The sequence below is a fragment of the Paraburkholderia sabiae genome (assembly GCF_030412785.1).
GTDB classification, from domain to species: domain Bacteria; phylum Pseudomonadota; class Gammaproteobacteria; order Burkholderiales; family Burkholderiaceae; genus Paraburkholderia; species Paraburkholderia sabiae.
The window spans coordinates 6064433-6077594 of sequence record NZ_CP125295.1; the positions used below are offsets into that span (position 1 = coordinate 6064433).

Annotated in this window: 12 protein-coding genes; 2 read left to right on the forward strand and 10 right to left on the reverse strand. The window is 62.2% G+C overall.

The window, feature by feature from the left end:
- Positions 1-121 precede the first annotated feature (121 nt).
- The 8 genes from QEN71_RS27200 to QEN71_RS27235 form a co-directional block, all read right to left on the reverse strand.
- A complete protein-coding gene (locus QEN71_RS27200) occupies positions 122-733 on the reverse strand; it encodes a histone H1-like DNA-binding protein (protein WP_201656056.1) in 612 nt (203 codons plus the stop codon).
- A gap of 30 nt (positions 734-763) precedes the next feature.
- Positions 764-1090 (reverse strand): hypothetical protein, encoded by a 327-nt coding sequence (locus QEN71_RS27205; RefSeq protein WP_201655901.1) that lies wholly within the window; start codon positions 1088-1090, stop codon positions 764-766.
- Positions 1091-1169: 79 nt separating this feature from the next.
- Positions 1170-2393: a ribonucleotide-diphosphate reductase subunit beta gene (locus tag QEN71_RS27210; protein WP_201655904.1), complete on the reverse strand. Its 1224-nt coding sequence runs from the start codon at positions 2391-2393 to the stop codon at positions 1170-1172.
- Positions 2394-2455: 62 nt separating this feature from the next.
- Positions 2456-2899: a hypothetical protein gene (locus QEN71_RS27215; protein ID WP_290468227.1), complete on the reverse strand. Its 444-nt coding sequence runs from the start codon at positions 2897-2899 to the stop codon at positions 2456-2458.
- Between the two features lie 101 nt (positions 2900-3000).
- Positions 3001-6000: a ribonucleoside-diphosphate reductase subunit alpha gene (locus tag QEN71_RS27220; RefSeq protein ID WP_201655907.1), complete on the reverse strand. Its 3000-nt coding sequence runs from the start codon at positions 5998-6000 to the stop codon at positions 3001-3003.
- A 491-nt stretch (positions 6001-6491) separates the two neighbouring features.
- Positions 6492-7112: a 1,6-anhydro-N-acetylmuramyl-L-alanine amidase AmpD gene (ampD, locus tag QEN71_RS27225; RefSeq protein WP_233472007.1), complete on the reverse strand. Its 621-nt coding sequence runs from the start codon at positions 7110-7112 to the stop codon at positions 6492-6494.
- Entirely contained in the window at positions 7109-7453 is a 345-nt protein-coding gene (locus QEN71_RS27230) for a PP0621 family protein (RefSeq protein WP_201655910.1), read from the reverse strand. Before QEN71_RS27230 ends, ampD begins: the two co-directional genes overlap by 4 nt.
- 25 nt (positions 7454-7478) lie before the next feature.
- Positions 7479-8420, reverse strand: a complete 942-nt coding sequence (locus QEN71_RS27235) for a cytochrome C assembly family protein (RefSeq protein ID WP_201655925.1) — start codon at positions 8418-8420, stop codon at positions 7479-7481.
- 79 nt (positions 8421-8499) lie between these two features.
- On the opposite strand from QEN71_RS27235, the gene ffh reads away from it, so the two are divergent.
- Both ffh and QEN71_RS27245 read left to right on the forward strand, forming a co-directional pair.
- Positions 8500-9867, forward strand: a complete 1368-nt coding sequence (ffh, locus tag QEN71_RS27240) for a signal recognition particle protein (RefSeq protein ID WP_201655928.1) — start codon at positions 8500-8502, stop codon at positions 9865-9867.
- A gap of 150 nt (positions 9868-10017) precedes the next feature.
- Positions 10018-10569, forward strand: a complete 552-nt coding sequence (locus QEN71_RS27245; protein WP_201655931.1) for a hypoxanthine-guanine phosphoribosyltransferase — start codon at positions 10018-10020, stop codon at positions 10567-10569.
- A 71-nt stretch (positions 10570-10640) separates the two neighbouring features.
- Here the strand turns inward: QEN71_RS27245 and QEN71_RS27250 are convergent, their stop codons facing one another.
- Positions 10641-11246, reverse strand: a complete 606-nt coding sequence (locus QEN71_RS27250; RefSeq protein ID WP_201655934.1) for a MarC family protein — start codon at positions 11244-11246, stop codon at positions 10641-10643.
- 12 nt (positions 11247-11258) lie between these two features.
- Positions 11259-12995 (reverse strand): proline--tRNA ligase, encoded by a 1737-nt coding sequence (locus QEN71_RS27255; RefSeq protein WP_201655937.1) that lies wholly within the window; start codon positions 12993-12995, stop codon positions 11259-11261.
- Between the last annotated feature and the right edge of the window lie 167 nt (positions 12996-13162).

Sequence of the window (13162 nt, forward strand, 5' to 3'; positions counted from 1 at the left end):
GACAAAGCGCGTGACGAAAAAAATCCCGCCGCCAGTGACCCGGCGACGGGATGAGATGTGATCGAGCAATGTCGCTCAATCGACGGACGCATACATGATGCGTCCGTTACGACTTCAGCTCTTACGGACGGCTGCCCGTCGGGAACGGCCATGCTGCAGCCGGGTTCAGAGCCGTCTTCACCGTAGCAGCCGGCGCCGTCGAAGCAGCGGGCGCAGCCGGAGCAGGTGCTGCCTTCTTCGAAACTGCCTTCTTCGCAGGAGCAGCCTTCTTCGCAGGGGCAGCAGCGGCCTTCTTCGCGGCAGCCTTCTTCGCAGGCGCAGCCTTTTTGGCAGCAGCCTTTTTCGCAGGCGCCTTCTTCGCAGCGGCCTTCTTCGCTGCAGCCTTCTTCGCCGGTGCTGCCTTCTTCGCAGCAACCTTCTTCACGGCGACTTTCTTCGCTGCAACCTTCTTCACTGCGGCCTTCTTCGCCGGCGCTGCCTTCTTCGCAGCAACCTTCTTCACGGCGACTTTCTTCGCTGCAACCTTCTTCGTTGCGACCTTCTTTGCAGCGGCCTTCTTCGCCGGAGCTGCCTTCTTCGCAGCAACCTTCTTCACTGCGACTTTCTTGGCTGCGACCTTCTTCACAGCTGCCTTCTTGGCCGGTGCTGCCTTCTTTGCGGGAGCAGCCTTCTTCGCGACGACCTTCTTTGCTGCAGCCTTCTTGGCTGCCGGTTTCTTCTTGGCGAGTGCCATCATTTTCTCCTTCAGGTTTTCAGATGAGAGTCAGTTCAAACTACACCCTTCGTCAAAACCCGCTTCCCGCGGACGCTTCTCACGGCGGCCACTGCGAAGCGGGCTATTCATCGGCGTACGCAGCTCCAGCGCGCTTACGCTAATGAATACGGTAAGGCGCGCCGTGCCATCGGGCACAGCGCGCCAAGTCCTGTCGGCGCCGGATTGCGACACCGTCAATCGTTTGATCGAACCGCTCGCTCTGTAGCGAACGGCTTTTTCCGGGGGGAAGTTTGCCCATCCCACTGAAGGGTTCGCAAAGTGCCTGTGATCTTTATAGGCCGCGGTAGTCCGCGGCACAACGGGCACGCTCTGCATCAGGCGATATTGCTCCTCACCAATTTTGCCGCGGCACAGCCAGCGGCAACCCCATCAAATACATACACGACGCGTTGGGTTATTCCCAGGACAGCGCGCCGCCGGTCTGATATTCGATAACCCGAGTCTCGAAGAAGTTGCGTTCCTTCTTCAGGTCGATCATCTCGCTCATCCACGGGAACGGGTTTTCCTCGTTCGGGAACAGCGGATCGAGACCGATCTGCTGGCAACGGCGGTTGCAGATGAAGCGAAGATAGCTCTTGAACATCGACGCATTGAGGCCGAGCACCCCGCGCGGCATCGTGTCTTCTGCGTAGCGATATTCGAGGTCGACCGCATGCTTGAAGATCTCGCGGATTTCCGCGCGGAACTCCGGCGTCCACAGATGCGGGTTTTCGAGTTTGATCTGGTTGATCAGGTCGATGCCGAAATTGCAGTGCATCGACTCGTCGCGCAGGATGTACTGGTACTGTTCCGCGGCGCCCGTCATCTTGTTCTGACGGCCGAGCGCCAGAATCTGCGTGAAGCCGACGTAGAAGAACAGGCCTTCCATCACGCACGCGAACACGATCAGCGACTTGAGCAGCTTCTGGTCTGCTTCGAGCGTGCCCGTCTTGAAGGCCGGGTCGGTCAGCGTGTGGATGAACGGAATCAGGAATTCGTCTTTGTCACGAATGGACTGCACTTCGTGGTACGCGTTGAAGATCTCGCCTTCGTCGAGACCGAGCGACTCCACGATGTACTGGTAAGCGTGCGTGTGGATCGCCTCTTCGAACGCCTGGCGCAGCAGGAACTGGCGGCATTCGGGCGCCGTGATGTGGCGGTACGTGCCGAGGACGATGTTGTTCGCCGCGAGCGAGTCGGCCGTCACGAAGAAGCCGAGGTTGCGCTTGACGACGCGACGCTCGTCTTCCGTCAGCCCGTTCGGGTCTTTCCAGAGCGCGATGTCGCGGGACATGTTGATTTCCTGCGGCATCCAGTGGTTCGCGCAACCGGACAGATACTTTTCCCACGCCCACTTGTACTTGAACGGCACCAGCTGGTTGACGTCAGTCTGGCCGTTGATGATGCGCTTGTCGGCGACATTCACGCGAGCTTCGGAAGCGACAGCCGATGCAGTTGCTTGCGCCGGCGGAGCGATTGCGATGTCGTTCGCAAAGACCTGTTGAGCCGAGGGAGCTTGATGAGCGGAACGCGTTTCGACTTGCGAACCGACAGCCGTTCCCGCAGCGTTGCGCAACACGTTTTGTTGCGAATCACTCGAGGGAGTTACGGCAGTGATCTCGTCATCCCAGTTGAGCATAAATGTCACCATCAATTTAGATCGGTTTGTACCATCTTTTCACGAGCGTTAAAAGGGTCCGCTCATGAAAAATCCTGTTTTCGAATCGCGTTGCGACCTACATACAACACTTTGTTCATCAGTGTGTGAAGGTCACGCGTTGCGAGTCGATCGAAACGTGTGTCGATGAAGCGCGATGCACGATCAAAAGCGTGTTGCTTCAGTGATGCGTATGCGTTGCTTCCACGTTGCTTCTGCGTTGTTCCGAACTCGAAACATTTGCTGCTTCGCTGCGCGTTGCGCGTGTCTTGCGAAGCGAGCGGGACGCGCGATGCATCGTCACTTCTGTGCTGTCTCGCCGACTTCATCGTGTGTGCGTTCAGGGTTTTCGCGCACTCGTCGATGAGTGGGTAGCACGTGATGTTCCTCGTTGCGTCGTGTGCTTCTCTTCCGACTGAAACTGAAACGAGGATCTGCAACGGGAGCCGCGCCTTCGTGCTGCGATGAGCGATGCGTTCGACGGCCACCGCTCATCTGCTACTCGCTTGCTATCTGTTGCTCGCCGCCGGCGAGCGCCGGCGGCTTACCTGCCACTTCTTACCTGCTACTTATTAGTGAGCGCTCCGGCTTACTGGCAGGCTTCGCACTCTTCGAAGCCAGGATCGCCCGGACGCATCATGCACACGGGACCATCCGCTTCCGGCGCTGCTTCGACAGCAGGAACCGCAGTTGCTGAAGCAGCCGATGCCTGGAAGCCACCCGTACTACCCGACGACGCTGCACCGCCGCCGACACCGAAGCCACCTGCTGCACCACCTGCACCGCCGTCGCCCGACGGCACTGCGTTCAGCGCGCCGTGCGCGACCGTCGACTTCTCGACGTGCGTTGCCGCCATCGTGCGGAGGTAGTACGTCGTCTTCAGGCCGCGCAGCCATGCGAGCTTGTAGACCTCGTCGAGCTTCTTGCCCGATGCGCCCGCCATGTAGATGTTGAGCGACTGCGCCTGGTCGATCCACTTCTGACGGCGCGACGCCGCTTCGACCAGCCACGTTGCATCGACTTCGAACGCCGTCGCGTAGATCGCGCGGAGGTCGGCCGGCACGCGGTCGATGCGCGACAGCGAGCCGTCGAAGTACTTCAGGTCGGCGACCATCACTTCGTCCCACAGGCCGCGCGCCTTCAGGTCACGCACGAGGTAGTCGTTCACCACCGTGAATTCGCCCGACAGGTTCGACTTCACGTACAGGTTCTGGAACGTCGGCTCGATACATGCAGACACGCCGATGATGTTCGAGATCGTCGCCGTCGGCGCGATCGCGACACAGTTCGAGTTGCGCATGCCGTGCGTCGCGATGCGCGAGCGCAGCGACGACCAGTCCATCGATTCGCTCGAATCCACTTCGACGTAGCCGCCGCGTGCATCGGCGAGCAGCTTCAGCGTGTCCTGCGGGAGGATGCCGCGATCCCACAGCGAGCCGCGGTACGTCGAGTAACGGCCGCGCTCTTCCGCCAGTTCCGTCGACGCCCAGTATGCGTAGTAGCAGACGGCTTCCATCGAACGGTCGGCGAACTCGACGGCTTCCTGCGATGCGTACGGCGTGCGCAGCACGTGCAGGCAGTCCTGGAAGCCCATGATGCCCATACCCACCGGACGGTGCTTCAGGTTCGAGTTACGTGCCTTCGCGACCGCGTAGTAGTTGATGTCGATCACGTTGTCGAGCATGCGCATCGCGACGCTGATGGTGCGCTTCAGCTTGTCGTGGTCGAGCGCGAGCGTGCCGTCGGCCTGTTCCTTCAGGTGCGCGACGAGATTCACCGAGCCGAGGTTGCAGACGGCGATTTCGGTGTCGCTCGTGTTCAGCGTGATTTCCGTGCACAGGTTCGACGAGTGGACGACGCCGACGTGCTGTTGCGGCGAGCGCACATTGCACGGATCCTTGAACGTGATCCACGGATGGCCCGTTTCGAACAGCATGCCCAGCATCTTGCGCCACAGTTGCGCAGCCGGAATCTTCTTGAACAGCTTGATCTCGCCGCGCGCGACCTTGTCTTCGTAAGCGGTGTAAGCCGTTTCGAACTCGGCGCCGAACTTGTCGTGCAGGTCCGGGCAGGTGGACGGCGAGAACAGCGTCCAGTCGCCACCTTCGAGCACGCGCTTCATGAACAGGTCGGGAATCCAGTTCGCCGTGTTCATGTCGTGCGTACGGCGACGGTCGTCACCCGTGTTCTTGCGCAGCTCGAGGAATTCTTCGATGTCGAGGTGCCACGATTCCAGGTACGCGCACACCGCGCCCTTGCGCTTGCCGCCCTGGTTCACGGCGACGGCCGTGTCGTTGACGACCTTCAGGAACGGCACGACGCCTTGCGACTTGCCGTTGGTACCCTTGATGTGCGAGCCGAGCGCACGCACGCGCGTCCAGTCGTTGCCCAGACCGCCGGCGAACTTCGACAGCAGCGCGTTTTCCTTCAGCGCTTCGTAGATGCCGTCGAGGTCGTCGTCGACCGTCGTCAGATAGCACGACGACAGTTGCGAGCGGCGCGTGCCCGAGTTGAACAGCGTCGGCGTCGACGACATGAAGTCGAAGCTCGACAGCACGTTGTAGAACTCGATCGCGCGCGCTTCGCGGTCGATCTCGTTCAGCGACAGACCCATCGCAACACGCATAAAGAATGCCTGGGGCATTTCGATACGCGTGCCGTCGACGTGCAGGAAGTAACGGTCATACAGCGTCTGCAGGCCGAGGTAGCCGAACTGCAGGTCGCGGTTCGCGTCGAGCGCGGCGCCGAGACGCTTCAGGTCGAATTGCAGCAGCTTGTCGTCGAGCAGCTCGGCGTTCACGCCGCGCTTGATGAAGAGCGGGAAGTACTCGGCGTAACGCTGGCCCATTTCGGCTTGCGTGACTTCTTCTTCGAGGATCTCGCGGCGGATCGTGTGCAGCAGGATGCGCGACGTGACCTGGCTGTATGCCGGATCCTTTTCGATCATCGTGCGTGCAGCGAGGATGGCCGAGTCGTAGACCTGGCTCATCGGCACGCCGTCGTACAGGTTCTTCACCGTTTCCGCGACGATCGGCTCTGCGTTCACGGCATCGCCCAGGTTCGCACATGCCGATTCGATGATGCCGCGCAGTGCAGCCATGTCGAGCGGACGCGTGACGCCGTTGTCGGTCACGTTCAGACCCGATGCGCCTGCCGGCACGTCGGCCTCATGACCGCGCTCCTGCGTGCGCTTCTCGCGATACAGCACGTAGGCGCGCGCGACGTTGTGCTCGCCCGTGCGCATCAGCGCGAGTTCGACCTGATCCTGAATGTCTTCGATATGGAACGTGCCGCCGTTCGGACGGCTGCGCACCAGCGCGCGCACGACGTTCTGCGTGAGTTGCTCGACCAGTTCACGAACGCGTGCCGATGCCGCGCCCTGACCACCGTTGACGGCCAGAAATGCCTTCGTCACGGCGATGGCGATTTTCGACGGTTCGAACGACACCACGCCGCCGTTGCGACGCATCACCTTGTAGTCGGCGTAGTTCGTCTGCGGCGCGAGCGCTTGCGCGCCATGTGCGAGCGCTTCGGGGCGGCCAGCGGGTGCGCCTTCGAACCGGGTCGTCACGTTGTCGGTGGTTTGCATGTGCAAAGCTCCTGGTCTTGGAATAGTGCGGAGTTACCGCGGATTAGTACAACCGCTGCGCCACCCCGGACGCATGCGATGAGGAAGAAGAAGAGGGACAGCGGGAACCAGGAAACAGCTGGGCCGGATGCGACAGATCCGCGTGGGAGAACTTCAACGTCGTGCGTGTCGCGATCACTTGGCTGCGCCCTTTTCTTCGAATGGGTCGGCGCACCGGTTCTCGTAACTGGTTGCGCCGCATCAGGTTTTTTCAGTGCCGGTAATGCTGACGGCGCCATGCTCATGGAGCGGGGCGCCGCCTGACAAACACTACATCTTGTGCAAAAACTGATTAACGGCACGAAGTATAGTGTACTCAACGGCCATCGCAAATTCTTTTATTTGGTCTGACGATCTTGACTTTTGGATAGGCCGCGTCAGAAAACGGCGACGGGCCAACACAGCGTTTGCGCGCTGTCGGTGCGGCATCGTACAGAGCGGAAGTGACGCGCTTACGACGTTATCGGCGCGCGCGAGGAAGGATGCAGATAGGGGAAATACGGATCGGCGAGCGCCGTATCGCGTTGAAGACGCGGCCAGTCGAAGTGCGGACCGGGATCGGTCTTGCGGCCGGGCGCGATGTCCGAGTGACCCGCGAGAGAGTCGATTGCGTAGTGCGCGGCGAGCGCCTGCACGAGCGGCGCTAGCGTCTCGTATTGCGCCGCTTCGAATGGCGACGCGTCGCTGCCTTCGAGTTCGATGCCGATCGAGAAGTCGTTGCAGCGCTCGCGGCCGAAGAAGTTCGACGCGCCCGCATGCCATGCGCGCTCGTCGCACGAGACGTACTGTTCGAGCGCGCCGTCGCGATGAATCACGAAATGCGCGGACACGCGCACGTCGCGCAGATGCGTGTCGTAGTACGGATGCGCGTCGCAGTCGAGGCGATTGAGGAAGAGATCGGTGATGCCCGTGCCGCCGAATTCGTTCGGCGGCAGGCTGATGTTGTGGATGACGATCAGCGTCGGACGTGCGCCGTTCGGACGCACCTCGAAATTCGGCGACGGCAGCTTGCGCGCTTCGTTGACCCACCCGTTTGCATCGACGGTGAAGCGCGCGGGGATGTGTGCCGTCATCGTGCGTCGCGGCCCGTCGGACGGGCGGCGTAACGCTTCGCGTGATCGTGCGAACAGAAGGTCTGCCCTGCCACGAGCACGGAGTCGCTCTGTGGCGCATGCACGCCGCATTCGGCGCAGCGGATCATCGGCTCGGCGAGTCGGGGCGCGCTCTTGCCGTTCGCGCTTCCGTTCGCCTGACCGCTAGCGTGACTGTTCGCGCGCGCACCCGGGCGCGCGTTCGCGCCGGCGGCGTCGCCCGTACCCGTGCGCGTCGTGCGCGATGCCTCTGCGCGGCGCAGCGCCTTCACCAGCCATTGGCCGACGATGAACAACAGGATCAGCAGAAAAATTTGTCGCATGATGCTTGGATCAACCTGGAACAACTCAGACCACAGGACGGTGCAACAGCACCTCGAAAACGAAACGGCTGCCGACATAGGCGAGCAGCAGCGCGACGAACGACGCGAGCACCCAGCGCAACGCCGCGCGTCCGCGCCATCCCGACACCTTGCGCGCCGTCAGCAGCGCGCCGAACATCACCCACGACAGCAGCGCGAACACGGTCTTGTGATCGAGTTGCAGCGCGCGGTCGAGCAGCTGTTCGTTGAACAGGATGCCCGACACCAGCGTGAGCGTGAGCAGCACGAAGCCCGCGCCGATCAGACGGAACAGCAGCGTCTCGAGCGTGAGCAGTGGCGGCAGCGAGTCGAGCCAGCTCGACAGCCAGCCGTTGCCCGCCGCGGCGCTTTGACGCGCTAGCGCGCCGCCGCGCATCGCGTGCAGGCGCCGTTCGACGAGCAGCATCAGCACGGCATGCAGCGCGGCGATCACGAACAGACCATACGCGATGTTCGCGATCAGGAAGTGCAGCTTGAAGAGAGGATCGGCGGCATACGACAGCACGTGCACGCCGTTGAACACGAGCGGCAGCAGCGACGCGATGCACGCGAGCGGCAGCACGAGCAGACGCAGACCGTCGAGCGGAAAAAAGAAGCTCTCGATCCAGTAGATGCCCGCGCCGAGCCAGAACATCGCGGACAGCGCGAACGCGAAGCCGAACACCATCGCGTCGTGCGGAAAAATAGTGGTGTGCAGCAGCACGCCGTGCGCAAGCAGCGCGACGAGCAACACGATGCGCGTCGTCATCGACATGCCGGCGGACGCGCCCGCCAGCCCTCGCCCGCCCGCAGGCAGCGGCGCAGCAGCGGGAAGCGGCGGCACGCTTTCGAGCATCGGCGCGGCGCTCGCCTGCCGGTGCGCGCGCCAGCCCGCGACGGCAAGTCCGCCGTACAGGAGCGCAGTGAGGGCATACAGTACAATATCCATATTGGAAGTTTACACCAGGCCCTCCAAAGTCCGCCGCTCTCGCGCTGCGACAGGGGCGGCCGCACTGCTCATCGCCCCCATGCTCGACAACCTCACTCAACGGATGGCGCGCGTCGTCAAGACGCTGCGCGGCGAAGCCCGGCTCACCGAGGCGAACACCCAGGAGATGCTGCGCGAAGTGCGCCTCGCACTCCTCGAAGCGGACGTGGCGCTGCCCGTCGTGCGCGACTTCATCGCGAAGGTGAAGGAAAAGGCGCTCGGCGAGGAAGTGATCGCCAGCCTGTCGCCGGGCCAGGCGCTCGTCGGCGTCGTTCAGCGCGAGCTGACGGCCGTGATCGGCGGCGACTACGAAGGCAAGGCCGCTGAACTCAATCTCAGCGTCACGCCGCCTGCCGTCATCCTGATGGCGGGTCTGCAGGGCGCGGGTAAGACGACCACGGTCGGCAAGCTCGCGAAACTGCTGCGCGAAAAGTACAAAAAGAAAGTGCTGACGGTGTCGTGCGACGTGTATCGCCCCGCCGCTATCGCGCAGTTGAAGACGGTGACCGAACAGGTCGGCGCCGACTTCTTCCCGTCGCAGCCGGACCAGAAGCCCGTCGACATCGCGCGCGCCGCCGTCGACTGGGCCAAGCGTCACTATCACGATGTGCTGCTCGTCGACACGGCCGGTCGTCTCGGTATCGACGAGGCGATGATGAACGAAATCGCCGCGCTGCATAAGGAATTGAATCCGGCGGAAACGCTGTTCGTCGTCGACGCGATGCTCGGTCAGGACGCCGTGAACACCGCGAAGGCGTTCAACGACACGCTGCCGCTCACGGGCGTCGTGCTGACCAAGCTCGACGGCGATTCGCGCGGCGGCGCGGCGCTTTCCGTGCGTCACGTGACGGGCAAGCCGATCAAGTTCGTCGGTGTCGCGGAAAAGCTCGACGGCCTCGAAGTCTTCTACCCGGATCGCATGGCGAACCGGATTCTCGGCATGGGCGATATTCTCGCGCTCGTCGAGGAAGCGCAGCGCGGCGTCGACGTTCAGGCCGCGCAAAAGCTCGCCGACAAGGTCAAGAAAGGCGGCGATTTCGATCTGAACGATTTCCGCGCGCAGCTTTCACAGATGAAGAAGATGGGCGGTCTGTCGTCGCTGATGGACAAGCTGCCCGCACAGTTTCAGCAGGCCGCGTCGAATGCCGACATGGGCCAGGCCGAAAAGCAGATGCGCCGCATGGAAGGCATCATCAATTCGATGACGGCCGCCGAGCGCGCGAAGCCCGAGCTGATCAAGGCGACGCGCAAGCGCCGTATCGCTGCCGGCGCGGGCGTGCAGGTGCAGGAAGTGAACCGCCTGTTAAACCAGTACGAGCAAATGCGCACAATGATGAAGAAGCTCAAGGGCGGCAATCTGCAAAAGATGATGCGCGGCATGAAGGGCATGATGCCGGGCATGCGCTAATGTTTTACGGCCGTCGCTCGCCCGTTTGTCCGGGCGTGCGACGGCCATCGCGACCCGGCGCGTATGCCGGATCGAGGCGCGGGTATTTGCTGTAGCGCGCCGGGTCGTTGTCTCTCACACTATGTATACAGTTACCGCCCGCCAGACGTCATGAATCGCGAAGAAGCTCTCCACATTTTCAGTCACTCCGAAGAAATCGTTTCGGCCAGCGACGTCAACGCCTCTATCGGCCGTATGGCCGGCGCCATTCGCGCGGAAATGGCCGACGAGTTTCCGCTCGTGCTGTCGGTGATGGGCGGCGCGGCGGTGTTCACGGGCATGCTCCTGCCGCACCTCGATTTTCCGCTCGAGTTCGACTACATCCACCTCACCCGCTATCGCAACGCGATCAAGGGCAGCGCCGAAATGCAGTGGCGCGTCGCGCCGTCGGGTTCGGTGAAAGACCGCGTGGTGCTCGTGCTCGACGACATCCTCGATGAAGGCGAGACGATGGCCGCGATCCGCGACCGCATCATGGGCATGGGCGCGAAGCGCTTCATGAGCGCGGTGCTGTGCGAGAAGATCATTCCGAAGGCAAAGCCGCTGCGTCCCGACTTCTGCGGCTTCGAAGTGCCCGACCGTTACGTGTTCGGCTGCGGGATGGATGCGAAAGGCTACTGGCGCAATCTGCCGACTATCCGCGCATTGACGGAAGGCGCGTGACTCTCAGGCTGCGCTGCCGCAAATAAAAAAGCGACCCGCGGGTCGCTTTTTTGTTGCCTCGACGGCCATGCTCACTTCTCAAGCTGATGCACGAAAGTGCGAATCCCGCCGAGCATCATCTCCACCGAAATCGCGACGAGCACGAGGCCCATCAAGCGCTCGAAGGCCATCACCGTGCGCTCGCCGAGCCACTGCTGAATGCGCTCCGCCATCACCAGCACGATCGCGCACACGATCATCGTCACCGTCAGCGCCGCGACCCATTCCAACATCTTGTTCGGCGCCTGCGACGTCAGCAGCATCACCGTGGCCAACGCTGACGGACCGGCGAGCGCGGGAATCGCGAGCGGCACGATCAGCGGTTCGGCGGCGCGCGTGTCGGCGCCGAACGGGCCATCGGGATGCGGAAAGATCATCCGCAGCGCGATCAGAAACAGCACAATGCCGCCGCCGATCCGCAGCGACAGATCCGTCAGGCTCATCATCCGCAGAAAGCGGTCGCCGACGAGCATGAAGATCAGCAGGATCACGAACGCGATGGCGACTTCGCGAAGAATGACGCGAATGCGCCGATGAGGCGCAACACCCCGCAGGCAGTTGATGAAGAGCGGGATGTTGCCGAGTGGATCAGTGATGAGAATCAGCAGGATGGTCGCGGACAGGAAGTTGTACTCCACCGTCCGCTCCTATCAGCGCGCGAGCGCTGCCTTGATCTTTTCGATGACAGCCTGCGCCGCGCCTTCGACAGGCAACAGCGTGGCTTCCGTATCGCGGCGACCCTGATACTCGATCTTGCCGTCCTTCAGGCCACGGTCGCCGATCACCAGACGATGCGGCACGCCGATCAGTTCCCAGTCGGCGAACATCACGCCCGGACGCTCGCCGCGATCGTCGAGAATCACGTCGATGCCGGCTGCCGTCAGTTCGTCGTGCAGCTTGTCAGCCTGCTCGCGCACGGCGTCGCTGCGGTCGTAACCCATGGGGCACAGCACGACTTCGAACGGCGCAATCGATTCCGGCCAGATGATGCCCTTGTCGTCGTAGTTCTGCTCAATCGCCGCGCCGAGAATGCGCGTGATGCCGATGCCGTAGCAGCCCATCTGCATCGGCTGCGGCTTGCCCGATTCGTCGAGGAACGTCGCGTTCATCGCTTCCGAATACTTCGTGCCGAGCTGGAACACATGGCCGACTTCGATGCCGCGGCAGATGTCGATCACACCCTTGCCGTCCGGCGACGGATCACCCTTCTTCACGTTGCGGATATCCGCGACGACGGGCTCGGGCAGATCGCGGCCCCAGTTGACGCCCGTCGTGTGGAAATCGACTTCGTTCGTGCCGACCACGAAGTCGCTCATGTTCGCGACCGTGCGGTCCGCGATCACCTTGACCGGCTTCTTCGTGTTCAGCGGTCCGAGATAGCCCGGCGGCGTGCCGAACCACTCGACGATTTCTGCTTCCGTCGCCATACGGAACTCGCCGAGACCCGGCAGCTTGTTGACCTTGATCTCGTTCAGATCGTGGTCGCCGCGCAGCATCAACAACCAGATGGTCGGTTCGGCGCCTTCGTTTTCCGTGGCGAGGATGATCGACTTGATCGTCTTTTCGAGCGGAATGTTGAGGTGTTCGGCGACGGCTTCGCACTTCGCCTTGCCCGGCGTCGACGTCTTCTTGAGCTCTTCCTTCGGCGCGGCGCGTTCGGCGATCAGCGGCAAGGCTTCGGCCGCTTCGACGTTCGACGCGAAGTCGGACGTCGGGCAATACGCGATGTCGTCTTCGCCCGTATCGGCGATCACGTGGAACTCATGCGAGCCGCTGCCGCCGATCGAGCCGTTGTCCGCAGCGACCGCACGGAAGTCGAGACCCAGGCGCGTGAAAATACGCACGTATGCGTCGTACATCTTGCGATACGACTCGCGCAGACCGTCCATGTCCTTATCGAACGAGTACGCGTCCTTCATGATGAATTCGCGACCGCGCATCACGCCGAAACGCGGACGGATCTCGTCGCGGAACTTCGTCTGCACCTGGTAGAAGTTCACCGGCAGCTGACGGTAGCTCTTGATCTGACCACGCGCGATGTCCGTCACGACTTCTTCGTGCGTCGGTCCGATCACGAAGTCGCTCTGCTTGCGATCCTTGAAGCGCAGCAGTTCGGGACCATATTTTTCCCAGCGGCCCGATTCCTGCCACAGCTCCGCCGGCTGCACAGCCGGCATCAGCAGTTCGATCGCGCCTGCCCGGTTCATTTCCTCGCGCACGATCGCTTCCACCTTGCGGATCGAGCGCAGGCCAATTGGCAGATAGTTGTAGATGCCGCCAGCCACGCGCCGGATCATGCCGGCACGCACCATGAGCTTGTGACTGACGATTTCCGCGTCGGCGGGCGCTTCCTTCAGGGTGCCAATAAAGAAACGGGAGGCTTTCATTCAGAATTTTCCAAAAGCGGCGGACCAAAAGGGCCGCCCGAAAGGGTAAGACGATGGATTTGCGCACCTGAGCGCCTGGCCAACCGGCGCACGTCGAACAGCGATTGTCGCACGCGCGTGACACTTGTCCGACGACGCGCAAAAAGTGCCGGAAAGAGGCTTTCGCA